At 45.3% G+C, this 15,792-nt stretch carries 16 protein-coding genes and 10 pseudogenes; 12 read left to right on the plus strand and 14 right to left on the minus strand.

Annotated features, from left to right (window positions below):
* Nucleotides 1–108: 108 nt before the first annotated feature.
* A complete protein-coding gene (locus J4614_RS04440; protein WP_000457838.1) occupies nucleotides 109–300 on the plus strand; it encodes a DUF1482 family protein in 192 nt (63 codons plus the stop codon).
* 18 nt (nucleotides 301–318) lie between these two features.
* On the opposite strand, the gene pphA is transcribed toward J4614_RS04440, so the two are convergent.
* The 4 genes from pphA to sopE2 form a co-directional block, all read right to left on the minus strand.
* Nucleotides 319–969: a protein-serine/threonine phosphatase gene (gene pphA, locus J4614_RS04445; protein WP_023214463.1), complete on the minus strand. Its 651-nt coding sequence runs from the start codon at nucleotides 967–969 to the stop codon at nucleotides 319–321.
* A gap of 17 nt (nucleotides 970–986) precedes the next feature.
* A complete protein-coding gene (locus J4614_RS22295; protein ID WP_024143539.1) occupies nucleotides 987–1,202 on the minus strand; it encodes a hypothetical protein in 216 nt (71 codons plus the stop codon).
* A complete protein-coding gene (locus tag J4614_RS04450; protein WP_001134857.1) occupies nucleotides 1,193–1,357 on the minus strand; it encodes a hypothetical protein in 165 nt (54 codons plus the stop codon). The genes J4614_RS22295 and J4614_RS04450 overlap by 10 nt, the downstream gene beginning before the upstream one ends.
* Before the next feature lie 284 nt (nucleotides 1,358–1,641).
* Entirely contained in the window at nucleotides 1,642–2,364 is a 723-nt protein-coding gene (gene sopE2 / locus J4614_RS04455; protein WP_023258028.1) for an SPI-1 type III secretion system guanine nucleotide exchange factor SopE2, read from the minus strand.
* A 683-nt stretch (nucleotides 2,365–3,047) separates the two neighbouring features.
* Between sopE2 and J4614_RS04460 the strand changes: the two genes are divergently transcribed.
* Complete coding sequence (locus J4614_RS04460) at nucleotides 3,048–3,443, plus strand: DUF1398 domain-containing protein (protein ID WP_000422881.1); 396 nt, start codon at nucleotides 3,048–3,050, stop codon at nucleotides 3,441–3,443.
* A 329-nt stretch (nucleotides 3,444–3,772) separates the two neighbouring features.
* Nucleotides 3,773–4,249: a hypothetical protein gene (locus tag J4614_RS04465; protein WP_000102091.1), complete on the plus strand. Its 477-nt coding sequence runs from the start codon at nucleotides 3,773–3,775 to the stop codon at nucleotides 4,247–4,249.
* 387 nt (nucleotides 4,250–4,636) lie between these two features.
* Here J4614_RS04465 and J4614_RS04470 read toward each other — a convergent pair whose 3' ends face one another.
* Nucleotides 4,637–5,056 carry a GNAT family N-acetyltransferase gene (locus tag J4614_RS04470; protein WP_000354406.1) on the minus strand — a complete coding sequence of 140 codons (420 nt, stop codon included), beginning with the start codon at nucleotides 5,054–5,056 and terminating at the stop codon, nucleotides 4,637–4,639.
* Nucleotides 5,057–5,424: 368 nt separating this feature from the next.
* Here J4614_RS04470 and J4614_RS04475 point away from each other — a divergent pair, with 368 nt between their 5' ends.
* A complete protein-coding gene (locus J4614_RS04475) occupies nucleotides 5,425–5,694 on the plus strand; it encodes a hypothetical protein (protein ID WP_077909932.1) in 270 nt (89 codons plus the stop codon).
* 165 nt (nucleotides 5,695–5,859) lie between these two features.
* Nucleotides 5,860–6,000, plus strand: coding sequence for a hypothetical protein (locus J4614_RS04480; protein ID WP_001576018.1), 141 nt, complete (start codon nucleotides 5,860–5,862; stop codon nucleotides 5,998–6,000).
* A gap of 145 nt (nucleotides 6,001–6,145) precedes the next feature.
* Here the strand turns inward: J4614_RS04480 and J4614_RS04485 are convergent.
* Nucleotides 6,146–6,674: pseudogene (locus J4614_RS04485) on the minus strand (transposase); the annotation flags it as partial.
* Nucleotides 6,675–6,683: 9 nt separating this feature from the next.
* Nucleotides 6,684–6,851: pseudogene (locus tag J4614_RS04490) on the minus strand (DUF4113 domain-containing protein); the annotation flags it as partial.
* Here J4614_RS04490 and J4614_RS04495 point away from each other — a divergent pair.
* The 4 genes and pseudogenes from J4614_RS04495 to J4614_RS04510 all read left to right on the plus strand — a co-directional run.
* A pseudogene (locus J4614_RS04495) lies at nucleotides 6,784–7,403 on the plus strand (fimbrial protein); the annotation flags it as partial. The pseudogenes J4614_RS04490 and J4614_RS04495 overlap by 68 nt on opposite strands.
* A 791-nt stretch (nucleotides 7,404–8,194) precedes the next feature.
* Nucleotides 8,195–9,109, plus strand: a complete 915-nt coding sequence (locus J4614_RS04500; protein WP_001233453.1) for a DMT family transporter — start codon at nucleotides 8,195–8,197, stop codon at nucleotides 9,107–9,109.
* Between the two features lie 132 nt (nucleotides 9,110–9,241).
* Nucleotides 9,242–9,400 carry a DUF5993 family protein gene (locus J4614_RS04505; RefSeq protein WP_000480735.1) on the plus strand — a complete coding sequence of 53 codons (159 nt, stop codon included), beginning with the start codon at nucleotides 9,242–9,244 and terminating at the stop codon, nucleotides 9,398–9,400.
* Between the two features lie 9 nt (nucleotides 9,401–9,409).
* Nucleotides 9,410–10,024 carry a disulfide bond formation protein B gene (locus J4614_RS04510; protein ID WP_000848066.1) on the plus strand — a complete coding sequence of 205 codons (615 nt, stop codon included), beginning with the start codon at nucleotides 9,410–9,412 and terminating at the stop codon, nucleotides 10,022–10,024.
* A gap of 326 nt (nucleotides 10,025–10,350) precedes the next feature.
* Here the strand turns inward: J4614_RS04510 and J4614_RS22300 are convergent.
* Nucleotides 10,351–10,583 (minus strand): annotated as a pseudogene (locus tag J4614_RS22300) (helix-turn-helix domain-containing protein); the annotation flags it as partial.
* Between the two features lie 588 nt (nucleotides 10,584–11,171).
* Nucleotides 11,172–11,297: a hypothetical protein gene (locus J4614_RS04525; RefSeq protein ID WP_000457876.1), complete on the minus strand. Its 126-nt coding sequence runs from the start codon at nucleotides 11,295–11,297 to the stop codon at nucleotides 11,172–11,174.
* Between J4614_RS04525 and J4614_RS21995 the strand changes: the two are divergent.
* Both J4614_RS21995 and J4614_RS04530 read left to right on the plus strand, forming a co-directional pair.
* Nucleotides 11,297–11,477 (plus strand): annotated as a pseudogene (locus J4614_RS21995) (IS3 family transposase); the annotation flags it as partial. The gene J4614_RS04525 and the pseudogene J4614_RS21995 sit on opposite strands and share 1 nt — an antisense overlap.
* A 389-nt stretch (nucleotides 11,478–11,866) precedes the next feature.
* Nucleotides 11,867–12,067 (plus strand): PagK family vesicle-borne virulence factor, encoded by a 201-nt coding sequence (locus J4614_RS04530; protein ID WP_031603924.1) that lies wholly within the window; start codon nucleotides 11,867–11,869, stop codon nucleotides 12,065–12,067.
* Nucleotides 12,068–12,163: 96 nt separating this feature from the next.
* Here J4614_RS04530 and J4614_RS22000 read toward each other — a convergent pair.
* From J4614_RS22000 to J4614_RS04550, 5 pseudogenes are all read right to left on the minus strand, one after another.
* A pseudogene (locus J4614_RS22000) lies at nucleotides 12,164–12,675 on the minus strand (tail fiber assembly protein); the annotation flags it as partial.
* A gap of 12 nt (nucleotides 12,676–12,687) precedes the next feature.
* Nucleotides 12,688–12,975 (minus strand): annotated as a pseudogene (locus J4614_RS22005) (macro domain-containing protein); the annotation flags it as partial.
* Between the two features lie 9 nt (nucleotides 12,976–12,984).
* Nucleotides 12,985–14,217: pseudogene (locus J4614_RS04540) on the minus strand (tail fiber protein); the annotation flags it as partial.
* Nucleotides 14,216–14,783, minus strand: a pseudogene (locus J4614_RS04545) (phage terminase large subunit family protein); the annotation flags it as partial. The pseudogenes J4614_RS04545 and J4614_RS04540, both read right to left, overlap by 2 nt.
* A pseudogene (locus tag J4614_RS04550) lies at nucleotides 14,770–15,260 on the minus strand (DUF1441 family protein). The pseudogenes J4614_RS04545 and J4614_RS04550, both read right to left, overlap by 14 nt.
* A 302-nt stretch (nucleotides 15,261–15,562) precedes the next feature.
* On the opposite strand from J4614_RS04550, the gene J4614_RS04555 reads away from it, so the two are divergent.
* The gene (locus J4614_RS04555; protein WP_000789530.1) at nucleotides 15,563–15,730 is read left to right on the plus strand and encodes a lytic enzyme; all 168 of its coding nucleotides are present in this window, start codon (nucleotides 15,563–15,565) and stop codon (nucleotides 15,728–15,730) included.
* Nucleotides 15,731–15,792: the final 62 nt, after the last annotated feature.

Consider the following 15,792-nt stretch of genomic DNA (forward strand, 5'->3'; position numbering starts at 1 on the left):
CAAAAAGAACCCGTCGCCAGGCGGGTTATTTATTCTTCCTTTTCTCATTTCCCCCCTGCGCTAACCTCTCCTACACTATCGTGTAAAGTAGTTAACATTGAGGATGTAATGTTCGCGCTGGTACTTTTTGTATGTTACCTGGATGGAGGATGCGAGGATATTGTCGTGGACATCTACGATACCGAGCAGCAATGTCTTTATTCGATGGACGATCAACGGATTCGCCATGGCGGCTGTTTTCCGGTAGAGGATTTTATCGACGGCTTCTGGCGACCTGCGCAGCAATATAGCGATTTTTAACCCTGGTCGCTGATGCCGCTATTGTATCCGCGCTAACGTCAATTGCCCGCCAAATACCGCGCCCGTATCAATATAGTGTACATTGGCAAAATCCATGCGCCGACGCAACGGCGTATGGCCAAACCAAAAATGATCGGCTCCGCTAATCCCACCGCGCTTATTTATGAGCCGTTCGCGGCTCCAGAGAACCTGATGTAAGTCGACCTTTTTTTGCCATTGATAGGTTGACGCTGGATAATCAGCATGAGCGATCACATGCGTGCTATGGCGGCAGCGAACTTCCAGTATCCAGGGCAGTCGCTGACAAAGGATAAAAAGCGCTTCAGCTTGCGCAGCGTGTTCAGCGGTCAGGCGGGTAAACCAGTCGCCACCATTCATCAACCACAGCGTCGACTGCGATGAGGCCCGCGCATCCAGCGCCATTTGTTCATGATTGCCGCGAACCGCCGTCATCCAGGACTCACGCAGTAAAGCCAGGCAGCCCAGGCTGTCCGGGCCTCTATCAATGAGATCGCCCACAGAAACTAACAAGTCTTGTTGCGGATCAAATCGACACTCACGTAACCTTTTCATTAACATTGAAAAACAGCCGTGAATATCGCCAACCACCCAGACATGCCGCCAATTCTTTGCCTCTATTTGCTGATAAATCTCTTCAGGCCGCATCATGTTTTTCCTGTCATTCATTACCCAGGACAGATATAAAAAGATAGCGTGTGCAGATTTTTTTGCTTAGTAAGCGTGCTCTGTTGTAAATAGCGAATTTCATCAGTAGTGAGTAAATGCTTTGTTATCACCGCACTAAAATATAACTGGCTGCGCCAGGGGAGTATTATCCCCTGGCGCAGCGAGCTACTCACTATCGCCTGTTCACGTTCAATATTCTTCCTCCTTAAAAGCATATCGGAAACATAAACCACATCACCTCAGCACACGATATAGCACACTCTTTAGCGGAGTGATCCTCAAGGCAAACCAGCGCCAATGCAGGTGTCGTTACCGTGGCGACCATCGCCCCCACAAACAGGCGCAGCACAATTTTTTTTAAAGGTGGCATAACCTCTCCTGACAGTTAACAGACCATTAATCCTTATCGAGACATCATCCGTGCGCGGGTATCATAGACTTAACAACACGCAGCGTTTCAAAAAAAGCTGTCTGGTTATACCGGCATTTAGAGTAATAACAATTATTTTAAGTTTTAAGTGTATCCATTTGATTTTTATATTAAAATAAATATGACGACGTTTTGTTAAAAACGTCGCCATAAAAATGAATATATAGTTTCAGAAAATCTGCTATTAATTCATACGGTTAATAGCGGTATTGTGTTTGCTATCTTCAGGAGGCATTCTGAAGATGCTTATTCGCAATATTTTCTATAGTTAACTGAAATTGTTGTGGCGTCGGCATCGTCCCCTTATTAAACAGCGGCGTAACCTCTTTCATAACGATTTTCTCAGCATACGCTTTAAAAGACACCTGCTGATTATGATTTATAAACATATGCGGATATTTAATGCTCGCTGCAGCAATGAGGGGGACGACAAAAGGATTCGCCCCTGCCCCACCTGGAGTAAATACACCATTTTTTATCTCCCCAGGTAGCCCCGCATTCTGCGCAGCCTCTCCTATCTCTTTCAGAAAGGGGGTAATACTGACCCCTTTACTGATGAGTAATTTACAACAGTGATCTTTATTATTACTGTACACGGCTGATAATATGGCTTCGCATGTCTGACGAGCATAGGCCGGATCTTTACTCGCATTACCTTTGATATCCAGGCTATTGAGCTTTTGCAGCATAAAATCTTTAACAGTTTTACTGGTTAATACTGCCCTCCCCTCAGAGGCGCTCCCACGATGAAAATGGGTAGTCGGTATGTCTGTTTGCAGATGCAGGCTAAAGCGATCTGACAAACTCGTCGACAGGCTGATAAAGCTATTTCTAACGGCAGTAATACTTTTTGCAAAAATGTCCTTCTCCGTTGTTTTTTCTTTTACTGGTTCAACGTCACTTCTATGGATTCTGTAGTGCTGGGTGGATAGTGTTATGTTAGTCACGGTAGTTCTCCTTTTAGATAACTATGCATAGCTACACTTTATTTATATTTCTTGCTTTCAAAAAATAGCCACCTTCTCCACAACCATTTTTACTCATTGATCTTTATAAATTTTATTTTCCTGATGGATTTTGTTCTTCTGTCACTTAGCCTGTTTTTTTTCGGCGCAAGGTGATCGACTTTTATCGAGGAACATTTTTATCGGGACAATCCTGAACAGGCAAAACATCACTTCAATTCAACTGCTGCGTCACACAAAACATTCATGAATATTATTATTTATGCTGATATTGTTACGATTTTGCCCCCATTCACAGGCTGGCGACCAATTATCCTGCCAGCGAGTTAGCCGCTTTTTCAAAACCTATAAAGTCGCCACGCCAAACCTCTCCGCCACTGTAATCCTTATCTAAACATCAATTAATTAACTGATTTTTATATATTATGACTTTTCATGGCGTTCAGAAAAACTACAAATGAAATGGATTGACGCATCTATTAGTGGTCAAAAAAACGCGCTACGAGAAATAATCAGTAACAATTGCAACACTATTCCAATCATAACGTAAACTATATGATACCGAGCGATTATTATTGCTTTTAGGTAACATCTTTGTATGGCTGCTTTTAAGCAACAATACTCTAACACAACATATAACATTATAACTTACAATAGGTTAACAAATGGAATTACAGCTTATGCTTAACCACTTTTTCGAGCGCGTCAGAAAGGATGCAAATTTCAACGCATTTCTAATCGATCTGGAATATAATAATATCGCTTATTACATCTATTTTGTTGCTACCGGTAATGTGAAAATTATCACTCATGCAGGCCACTTCATTTCTATTAAAAGCAATAGAAAGCTGATTAAAGTCAATTCAACACCAAATACGAAATTAATAAAATTGACTTCAGCCAAACACTTTTCGGGGGAACATTCCTATGAAAAATACTGTACCGATCTGGCAACAGCAGGCGTTTTTAAATGGATTGTTGAATTAAACCAAAAAACTCGACAATACTGGTCGAAAGACAACCAATTATTATATATAGAAAATGTGGTCATGCCGCTTTAACAAGCCAGGGTAATAATAGCGTCAGTCGTGACATTCGGCGTGTTACGACTGCGGATTATCCATTTAGAGACCATAATGAGAGTCTGACTACGAGAGTTACCCTGTGCAGTCCGACCGGCGCAGCAACGTTTGACACGATTCCCGACAACAGCATCTCCTGGTGCAGGAGAAATGATTTTCAAAGCGATATCGACTAAAAGCTCAAAATATTTGCCTGCTATTTATATTCTATCTAATTAATACCCTCCAGGAAGTGTGGCATAATTGCAGAATCTGTCAGGATTCCGGGAGCATACCGGAGCGTAATCGAAAAACCATCTGGATGATGTATGAGCACGGATGAAATCAGTTATCAAATTCTTTACCGGTACTATCTGGAAAAGCTATACAGTACCCTTACCAGAAGAGTAGATAACGTGCTGTCATTTGCCCTCGTTTTTCTCGGGGTCGGCGTCACCATAAACGTCGGGAGTCCCTTTATTCTGGGGCCAGGCATTGTGGGTATCACCATACTAAAAAGAGTACTCCGCTTCGGTACGCGATCAGCACAGGCCGACCGGCAGTCCCGCGCCTGGCTGAAACTTTTTAATACTCAGCACCGCTTTCCTTCAGATAAGACACTGTTCCTTGCCTTCACATCGCTTGAGCAAGACGCGAGCGAAGTATGGTCCATGCTTATTGGTCCTGCCATCGTCATGACTGAGACCGCTCTCGGAAAAACGCCCATTGAGCCATTGACGACGGGTGAAAAACTCTGCGCATTTTTGAGTGGCGCGACGAAATCCCTGCCAGCAGATCGCAATTGAACTGTCTTCTAAACGCCTGTGCCATACCCCAGAGATTTAGTATAAAATTAATTAATGGAGTACTAACGCTGTCAGCAGGTTTCTCTGAGTGAAAGATTCGTATTATACGCACAGCCCAGTTTACAGTTTATATAACAGCGCAATATGTTTTTGTATCCGGACCATGCCGCCTACAAGCGGCTGTCTGAGTACCTCTAGCCGTGCCAGGGGGTATTAGCTCAAATGTGAGCTGACATATCTATGGCACAGTGCCAAACCTAATCTGACTGTCCGCCCTGTGCCAGAAGCGGACGCTGATCATAGTGTGTACAGGCCACCAGTACGATATATTTTAAAGCCACCTGATTGCAGCTTTCATAAAACTATGGGTATTCAAATGCAGCAAAGCTATAAACCAGGCTTAATTAAATAATGCCTTTGCGAACCTACTTTAGGAAAGTCCGGTAGCGACATTTGAAGTATATAACCCTGTTTTTCATAAAAAGGGAGAGCCTGGAAGCTAAAGGTATCTACAAGTCCATGAACACAGCCTTTCCGCAAACCTTCTTTTTCGGCCATCTCCATAAGTTTGCTCCCCAGACCGTTGCTCCTTGCAGATTCACTTACCCAAAGATAGTCGATGCAGAGCCACGGACCTTTTCTGTCAGCAATTAATCCGCCTACCATTTCGCCGCTTTCGTTTCTGCAGTAGACCCCAAGCTGCCCATTTTTACTAAAATCGACGAACTGAGCATTGTAGCGTCTTAATCCGGTTAATAGTTCTTCTTTATCAAATTCAGTAACTTGATGTGTAATTTGAATGTCCATACATATCCAATTGAACAAGTTTGCATTTGGAATATAACGTTATAAGTAAGTTAATTAAATGTATCAATAGAAAGTTTATTTTTACTTCTGGGGGCAGGTCACGTCCGCTACTCGCTTCAAGCAGACTGTCAGTTGGAGTCTGAGCTGGTACAATTAATGTGCCACTGGTTAGAAATCAGTAATACGATTTTATCAGGCTGATGCTCTGGCCTGTCAGGATTTGAGGTATCCACCGGTTTACCAGCACCCTGTATTTGGCACCAGTGGAACCCACTTCCCGATCCAGGATATCCAGTACCCACCACCGAACCTCTTTCCCCAAAACATATGAGCAACCTCAAGCGCCTTGTCTGGATGATAACCACGGTATGAAGTTTGATAACACGTGGAATCAGGGCGTTTGGTACGCTCTCCGTTCAGCAACTGGACGCCCTTCTCCCCAGCCTTTCAGCGTTGAAAATTTGCCAGCGCTGGGTGAAGAGTGTAGGCGAATTATGAAAATCACTTCTGCCGTTTATACTTCGAAAAAGACGTTATCAAAAAGGTGGTTCGCAAGCGCGGAGTTATTAAACCTTTACTTAACGAAATACGGTTTAAGTTGCTTGAATTGCAGCAGAAAGAAAACGACGGCTTGCTGATGCTGGACAAATTAAGCGAGCATGGCATCAATGGACTGATACGCCGTCAATAAAAGGAAGGGTGCATGGACGATCTCGTCACATCACCAATCACAACAGAAGAGCACAAAACAACATTTCACAGCGTAAAGGATAAAACACGATGCCATTTTCAATCAAAAACATATGTTCAGGTCCACAAGGACACTACCCAGAAATCTCCAGACCTATACAGAACAAGCCAGTACCGAGGAATTGCACACTGATCTCAACAACATGCAAAATACAGGAGTATACAGTATTCAGCAGATGTTCCTGCAGTTTTGAAATGCGACCACCCGGTACAGAAGAAAGAACCCCACGACTAAAACTCTCAGCAACGGAGCTCTTATGGCTATCTAAAACAATAGAAACAGAGATGCGCAACACAAAAGAATGAGCCTGTCAGTAATTCTGTGTAACTGCCCAGTTATTAAAGGTGATCGCTCAGGCGGTCACCGAACTCGATAATAAAACGGCTCATCGCCAGCCACCAGTTCTGGATCGGCATACTCCATTTTTTTGACGCATCCTTGATTGCCAGATAAATAACTTTTCGTACTGAGTCATCCGTTGGGAACACCTTGCGTTTCTTAATCGCGGCACGGATCACGCAGTTCAGAGATTCGATTGCGTTTGTCGTATAGATGGCCTTGCGGATATCCGGCGGATAACTGAAGAGCGTATTGAGGTTTTCCCGGTGCGCACGCCAGCTTTTGCTGATTTGCGGATATTTATCGTCCCGGACTTTCGCGAACGCATCCATCGCCATCAGTGCCGCCTCTTCGGTCGGGCCTGAGGCCGCTGGTGGCGGCTTTGTAGTCTTTCCAGGACACGTATTTCAGGCAGTTACGCACCATATGGATAATGCATAGCTGGATATAAGTTTGCGGGAAGACGCTGTTTATCGCATCCGGGAAGCCCTTCAGACCATCCACACAGGCAATCAGGATGTCCTGAACATCAGGAAGAAGCAGGTCTTCATAGCGGGTGGTGTACCGGGGCGAAAGCATTTCTCGCTTCATAGCCCACTGTTGCGGCATCCCCTGCCCGGCGAAGTACAACGTCCCCTTCCCGTCTTTTGCGTTAAGATGGTCCAGTACTTCCATCAGCTTCGCACTACCGGCGCGCGGCGCGTTATGTAAAATCACAGATTATCCTGCGATCGTGAAAATTCCCCCTGTCGCCGTCGGCGTATTAGCCGCCGGGGGGAGTAGTCAGGTACCTTTCCACGTCAGCCTGGAATGTGAGTCCGGCGCCGTATCCAGCCCACGTCCAACCATTAGTGCCGCCAATGTCGCGATGGGGTTTGTCGTTAATCAACCCACCGCCGTGGCGGTGGCTCGTCGCTGGGGATACCCGCATCCGCAGGCGGTCTGTCGTGGCTACTGGACCCCCATTATGGCGAACCCGGCGTAGCTTCCGGAGTAGGAATTCGCATCTATAACGATGCCGGTACGCCGATTAATCTGTTGCCCGATCGTATCAGGACGGGCATCGGCAACGCCCGAGGCTGGTATGGCTATAAAGATTTAACCACACGGGTATCATCCGGTTCAGTAGAAACCTACAGCGGTGATTTTACTGCCTCACTTGAGGCGATCGGCGGACAAACAGTAACAGCAGGAAGCGTTAATGCGCAATTACAGGCATCGCGTCGTAGTGTGTCTGGCATCTATGTTACGTTATAAACTGTTTTGCTCTGGTAACCCATTATGTTCTGCGGCTACGTAATGGGTTTTACAAGCTCTCGTGATGAATCTGACTCAGAACAAATTCTTCCAGGTAGCCGTACGGCCAGGAGAAGTAATTTAGAAGCGGATCACAATTTTGTTAATTGATTAGATTTTATCCCAAATGGCGCCAGTATTAAGGTCGCCATATAAAAACATTCTATTACAACGAGTTATCTCCTCCTGCCTCCGCCCCGGCGCAAAGCTATAGTTTTTTCTATCTCCTTGTGAAACAAACAATTATTCTTGCTATGGCGCTGATTAACAATCGTTCGTGGGCAACGTACATTCAGCGAGTTTCAGAGCTTCCTGACGGAATTCCGCCGGTGCTGTTTCCGGGGCTTCTTACTGGTTGATACAGATCCTGCCTCTTACTTGAGAATTTACTCATTTAGCCGTATGTCCATTATGGGTGGATAAGATCATTTATCATCGTAAGGGTTGAAAGCGATAAGTTAAACTTGTCCTGGCTCAACAAGGGAACCCGACTAATGATGAGCTCTTCATCTTCAAGGCGTTTTATGCCTTCCAGCAAGAATAGACATTAAATCGACAACTGCTGCCAGGTCTTGCTGGCGCAGTGGACAATCGTGTGGTAACAGCCTGAGTCATTTCTTATTTTTCTCATTCAGCATAACTGCGTCTTCTGATAGAGAAATTTTTATCTAAACATATAAAAAACACAGTGAAGAAAACGCTACTTTTTTCTAGCTAAAAAGCTAAATTAATTTTTTTACGGAGAGGATCTTATGCGCAAGGTGTCGATATCTATATTATTCATGCTAGTTTCACTGACCTGGGGGACTACATGGTTGGCTATGCGAATTGCCGTTGAAACTATCCCTCCAGTGTTTGCAACCGGAATGAGGTTTATGTTTGCAGCACCTTTTTTAATCATCATTGCATGGTTAAGAAAAAAAACACTGTTGTTTCCTCCCGGACAACGATTATTCCAGTTTGTGATTTGCATCTTTTATTTTTCTATTCCTTTCTCACTAATGATTTATGGTGAAACCTATGTCAACTCTGGGCTTGCCGCCATTATCTTTGCGAATATGCCTGTGGCCGTTTTGATAGCATCGGTTTTGTTTCTAAATGAAAAAGCGAAACTAATGCAGATCGCGGGCTTAACTATCGCAATCACTGCATTGACGGGGATACTTCTTGAAGAAACGAATACAAGTACAGAGAGTCACTGGCAGGGTATCACTGCACTTATTTCTGCTGTGTTAATCCATGCCATAATATATACACAATGTAAGAAAAGAAGTTGTACTGTCTCTGTTATCACATTTAATGCACTCCCGTGCCTTTTAGCTGGGTTGATACTTTCTGCGACAGGATGGTTTTTTGAAAGACCACAAGTATCAACCTTCTCAGTACACTCAATATTAGCTACCCTGTATCTCGGGGCTTTTGCTGGAGTTTTTGGTATCCTGTGCTACTTTGCGCTTCAGCAAAAGGCTAATGCCTTCCAGGCTTCGCTTGTATTTCTTATCTTTCCGCTGATTGCGGTAAGTCTGGAAGACTATATTTATGGATATGCTATTTCAACACACTCAATGCTGCTTATTATACCATTAGCTATCGGGATATTTCTTACTCTTGTCGCCAGAAATATCCCTGTAACCAGCAGATGCCGGGATAATTCATCACAGAAATAATCGATTTATAATAACGCAAATAATTCCTGATGCCTTACTGAGCTCCAGCTAATGCGGGGTGGATAAGCTGGAATACAGACCCGGTAATACACAGCGATTATATTAACAAGCAATGTAATAAAGGAGTTTTTTATGTTCATGTTTCTGCCATTCTTGCTTGCACTGAGTGTGGCAATGGGAGCCATAAACAGAAAGGATAAAGTCAGCTACATTCTGTGGGCCGTTTTACTCATCGTCACTATTTTATCATTCATCCATCATATGACCAATTCGCTGACTTTGTCATTTTAAGGAGTGTGTATGAAAACGCATCATCATCCAACAACATTTGTTCATCTGATTAATCAGATGGGACTCCTTGGGATATGCGTTGCTCTGGTTGTAGCCTTTTATTATCAACTCGTTAGGCATGAGCTGCCTTGTCCAATTTGCTTATTACAGCGGGCTGGCCTCATCATCGCCGGTTTTGGCTTTTTATTTAACCTCTGCTTTGGTCTACGAGGTATACATTACGGGATGGTAATTATTGGCAGTATCCTGACCGGAGTTATGGCATCCCGGCAAATATGTTTGCATATCATGCCCGGTGACACAGGATATGGTTCTGCATTTTTTGGATTACACTTTTATACCTGGACTCTGATTACGTCAATTCTCATTATTATTGCTGTTGCGGTAGTTCTGGCAATCAGTAGCATGAATGTTGCATTTCGTTCATTGAATATTAATCCGGACCTGTTCAGTATTGTCGGTTGGGTATTTCTGTTACTGATTACTGCCAACCTTATTTCAACTGTACTGGAATGTGGCGGAGGGGAATGTGCTGCTAACCCGGTCACATATAAGCTACTGTCGAAACAGGATATTGCCTTTCTGAAAACAGGCCTCCTGACGAGGACAGTTCTCCGGTTATGACGCACTTTTAAAATGACTGATTGGTAAATATATAGCAAGCACCTGTCTTGTAGAAATTGGAATGGTTATGGGCTAACACGGAAGTTACAGTAACATTGAAATGTTGCAATAACAGGAATCAAACTTACAACCTTCGCATTACGAATTAGTAGAATCACATTTAACTAACTGTTTCAAATACACATTTCCGCATTCCCATTGCTCAACTCAATGGCACATGATGTTAGAAATAGAATGATGCTTCACCATGTTTGACACAAAAATGGCACACCCTATAAAGCATCCACAGCACATATTTGGGTGGCACGCACCGTGGAAATACTGCATTACCCTAACACAGGGAATTTTCTGTACAGCGTCGACAGCCCCGCATCATAAATAATCGCTACCTGCTGTCGCGGTACTCCTGCCCTAATAAGGCACCCTGCCTGCGCCCATTGCTCCGGCGTCAGTTTTGGCCTACGGCCACCAATGTAGTGGCACTGTAGTGGCACACTGGGTACTGAAGCAATGGCCACAACTGGCGCTTGATGCTATCAGCCAGATAACCTTCCAGATGGATAACAAACATAGCAGCTATCCTGCCTGTATCGGAATTGTAAAACCAGACGTTGACCATCTTCATCAAGGTTAAAGGAACAAAGAGCTCTTTAAAGTAACTCTTTGTTCCATTACGATAGTTTAAATATGATGTTCTGAATGGGCCTTCACTACATGAACAGGAAAGGCTCAGGATAACCACTTCTCAGACATTAAAAGCAAATGAGAAAACCAAGGGGGCCTACACCTGCCGCCAGGGAACAAACCTTTGCACAGTCTGCAGTGCTACCACCGTCCCCTATGCACCCCAGGGCGAACGCTGGCTGGGCAGCAGACGACAACAGCAGAAGAGTTGTTATGAATAAAACTTTACGTGATTTAATAAGAGAAAACATATTATTACCCTCATAGTAAGCAGTATTAAATAAGCCGGGATATATCTGATGTTCAATCAGTCCCTCATATAGGGTTAGCACCATAGCGAGTCGTTTTCACAAAAAACACAGACTGTTGAAACTTTATTTATCACTTTGACATTTGCAATACATGACACATGATTAGCTTCAGCCGCCATTATAGGGAAAGCTCCATTTCCATACTCATTTACTCACTTCTCCCTGCGGAAAAAGAAATGCAGTATAGCCAGCGTGGTGCTTTTGCTGAAACCAGGCGCGAGCAACACGGCAATGATGATCGGCGTCAGAATGAGTTCGGAATCAGCATTGGCAAACAAGGCGCACAGTCGTTAATACCCACCAGCAGTTCCGGCAGGACTGCGACAATGTCGTAAGAGAGGCCTTCAGCCAGGCAAAACAGCGCTACGGTGCGCCCCGGCTTGCTGAGGAAGTGAACCTGGGGCCTGAGGTACAATGTAAAAACGATAGCGTCCAGCCTGCGCCGTCAGGGTCTGCGGCGATCTCAGTCCGGAACAATTTGAAAACCAGAACCTCGCTTAAGGCTGTGTCCACAATACGCGGACAGGATCAAAACTGTTAGTGTGGCTGGCTTACAAGAATGAAGTGAAGTTGATTGATATAACAAACACTCCTGATAATGTTAACTGGCCTGTTCCTCCGGGGGGGCGAGCCAGCCATGATTTGAAAAGCACATGAAATCACTTTCACATGAATTAATTTACATTGAAAATAAAATATAATAGTGCTTATCATTTTTATTTAAGTTAAATATTTTATAAATGGTTTTTATTTACTCACCTGATGGTAATGAATAACGTTTAATATCTATAGTAAAGGATGCTGTAACCGTAAGGATAGTGTGCCACAATTTAACAGGTAACATATTATGAAACACGTTAAGAGCGTATTTTTAGCAATGGTTTTAATATTACCATCTTCACTATATCCTGCTCTTACAATAGCGGCAGACTCTCAAGATCATAAAAAAGAAGAAACAATTAAGCCAATGCCTAAAAAGTGGTGTAATCTTTGGCCTACTGACATACCCTTCCCTGAAGATTGGTTTAAAATGTGTAGAGGTTATTGAGTATAAATTTAATATACTAGCCAGTAACCATATCAGTTATGACAGACAGGCCTTCTTCATATTTGCTATAAATAAGGCCTGAGCTTTCCTGACAAATTATAAACTACTGGCTGGTTTCTCCGGCCAGACAGGCTTTAAAGTATCAACACGGTTTACCTGTACCCGGTACTTTCTCCATGCCAGAAGAGAAGCTTTTTCTTTATTGGTTGCTTCGTCCAGATCCACTGCATCCTGTAACGGCGCGATTTTTTCAGACGCTATTTGCAGGAGTCTGTTTTTCGTTCCTTCAGCTTCACGAAGTCTGGCTGCGGCCTCCGCAGCTTCATCATTCATCCAGACCTGAGCCTTACTATCCCATTTTTTGTATCCACCACCTGGTGAAACTGATGTGACGTTTTCAGGTAGCGGACCAAGATCGGAGATATAAACCTGATTGCCGGTTGTTGTGTCGTAAACCGTCTCGCCGCGGTGATCCTCCTGCAGACTCCACGTTTGGGTTTCAGCGTCAAAAACAGCAATATGACTGGAGGGAATATCAGGAGGGGCTATATCAGTACAATTTGCCGGGCGACGCTGTCCGGGGGGACCTGACCACATCCGGCCCCCATTGCAGGTAATGCAACAGATGTAATTTTCCGGTCTTCTCCGGCGCTTTTATTGTGCTGAAAAATTGCCAGTAACGCAGCCCGTGTTGCATTATAAACCGCGTCGGTGCCGTCAATAATCAGCGGAACGCGCATCGTCGGGGCGTGAACCAGCCACGGATGTTTACTGTTACCCGTTTCAATAACAAAGGCGGTGCCGACGGGCTGTTCCCCCAGGTATTCACGGATGATATTTTGCTGTACCCGTTCCTGTAATTGCGACCCGAAATATGCCGTAATAGCAGCATCCACACCGCCGTCCATAAGACCAAAGGTTTCCGCATTACCGTCTGCGTCCACAATAACGACGTGTCCGTGTGGACCGATATACATGGTGTGCTCGTGTCCTCCGATATAAACTGTATGCGCATGGTCGCCAGCGGCCTGTGTCCACGCACCACCTCCTAGCTGAAATGAAGTGTGATTGGAATCTCCCCAGTGTGAGTTGATATAACCGCCGAACTGGTTAGTATGATTGCCCGTGGTATTGGTCGATTTCGTGCCGTAATCAAAGGATGAGGTAGTTTTTGTCCCTAAGTCGATATCCTGCGCCCGCGCGGTGTACGAGTGCGATTTGTTGCCGTCCATCTCCTGAGAAAGTACAGCTCGCCCACTGGCGGGTTTACCTTTGATTGTCCAGCCTCACATGTCAGGGATAATGCCGGACGGATACGCTATAGCCAGTAACGGGTAAGCAGATTTATCAAACGATTGCCCCTGCATCAGAGCGTAACCTGCCGGAGTAGCATCAGACGGCCATGCTATCGGCGCCCCTACTGGATGCGAATCCGGAGGTGGGTTTAGTGTGGTATAGAGCATTGCCCATTCGGACCACTCAGCCTCGGCGGTATCTCGATGGCTGCGAATATATGCAGACGCAGGAGCACCATTAACCCCACGCCATCCGATTAATATTTCTCCATCACCGATTCCGGTCAGACACAAAATATTCCCGTATTGCGTTGGATAACCGTTATTGTAAACCTCGCCCATTATCAGGCCGCTATCACTGCCTCTTGTCGTACCAGTCAGTGCCGGAAGCGCGCCGCGTGATGCCAGTCTGTTCGCTGCAACAGCCGTACCTGATGCAGGGAGCGCTCCGATATTTTGTACAAACAGCGGCTTTTCCGGAATATCGCCACCATTCTGTGATTTTTGTAACGCATCGGCGGCGTGATTTATCGTTTCCCGTAAACCAACATATTCGATAAGACCATCAGCGCTTTTTCCTGACAGCGCCGTCAGGGTTTCGTCCAGCGGCTGCTTGCCCGCCAGTTTATTCAGTACCGTGGTGGCAAAGTTCGGATCGTTTCCCAACGCGTCAGCCAGTTCCTGCAGGGTGTCCAGCGCTTCCGGCGCAGAACCAACCAACTGCGCCACTTTCGCAGCCACAAACGCTGCCGTGGCAATTTCAATACCTGCAGCTGTGGTTTCCGGCGTTGGTGCCGTTGGCGTGCCGGTCAGTGCCGGACTGTCCAGCGAGGCTTTGGTCTGTACCTCACCCATACCCCACCATGTTTTCCATCGCGGGCTGGAACCAGTCGCCGCAGTGTGGACAGGGCCAGTACCACCGACGGCGATCGCCCCGGTTATAAAGAGAAAGAATGCCTGTCGTGGGCGGGGCTTCGTGCGGCGAAGAACGCCGCCATTTCACATCGGTGATTTCCCGACCAGGCGAACTCTCTGCCAGTGTCATCCCCGCAGACATAAAGGTGGTGGTACGTTTGGATGCCAGGGAAAAACCATCTCCCTCGCCATCGATATCTTCAGGGAAACGGTCATAGTCGGTCAGCGCCACCCGCTTGTAATCCGACGAAGAAAAAACGATTATGGACGGCCAGCCAATTTTCAGGAATGAACCATCACGAAACATTTTATCGTGGACGTTGTTGTCATTTCGGGAAGGACTGAGACGCTAACGTGTCATCCCAAGGAACCGCCGTATTGGCACCGCGGGGAACAAACATAAATTGTTTTATTCCTTCCGCTACCGGCATTCTGCGTGGAGGCCTGAGATATTCAGCAACCTCCCGGCGTACTGCCGCTGCAGAGCCATATTTATTCCCCGTCATCGTCTGCGGTCTCCTGTATTGCCTTAATAACAGTATTCTGACCTCATCCATCACATCCTGAGCCTCGTTTAGCTGATCCGCAGACCATCCCTTATCCTTTTCCAGTTTATCCGGCCAGACTTCAAGTACCTGCGTAATGGCCTTGACTATCGCCGCCATTTGTTGACGGACTTCCGGCAACGGGACGACCTGCTTCATCTCTTTTTCCAGCCAGAGACGCCCCTTTTCGGAGTCAAACCAGCCCTTACGCTCTTTTGCAGTCATTTTATTCGGGTCCTGATGTTCAGCAGGCTGGGAAACTGGCGTTTCCATCAGTACGCGGATCACATCCGTCAGGAGATACAGCTTATTTTTTTCATTGCTTCCCGGTGCCAAGGGAACGCCCGAGAGACGACTGACAACCGTCTGTCGATGTAACCCTGTAATAGCGGCAAGCTGACTGATATTGCATTTGAGGTTCTTCAGTTCGCCGTCCATTTTTACCTCTGGGGCTGTTTCTTAGCGCGCCCTCCCCCGGAAAAACAAAATATGATGAACAAAAAACATACAAACTATCACCTTTTAAAAAAATGACATTAAAACAGAGAGTTACAACATGATGATGCATGAAAAATCAAAAATGCGCCAAATCCCGCGCCGCTGCCGCCCCGTGGCAGGCCGCCCCGCCGGGAGTATCTTTTTAAAATGCGAACAATTATCAACAACTACCACTTAATGATTATTTATTTCATTTTGAGATATTGATTATCATTTTCAATAACAACACACAGAGAACATAAATGAAAAACATCATCACTATTATCGTAGCCATTATCATCGTTTTTTATGCAGGTATGTGGTCGCAGAAATTCCTGATGGAAGATGAGTGCCTTGATTCAGGTGGTTCATACAATGAAAATGGAATTTGCAATATTGCAGGCAGTCATCAGGATGTTCCCCCTAAGTAAGCAGAATGCTTTTTAAATTCGTCACCCACCTCTACAGATAAGGAGGCGAATGGTCACTAAAA

This window comes from Salmonella sp. 32031103-2018-00083-FB-01-SM-01, from assembly GCF_017571995.1.
Classification (GTDB): Bacteria; Pseudomonadota; Gammaproteobacteria; order Enterobacterales; family Enterobacteriaceae; genus Salmonella; species Salmonella enterica.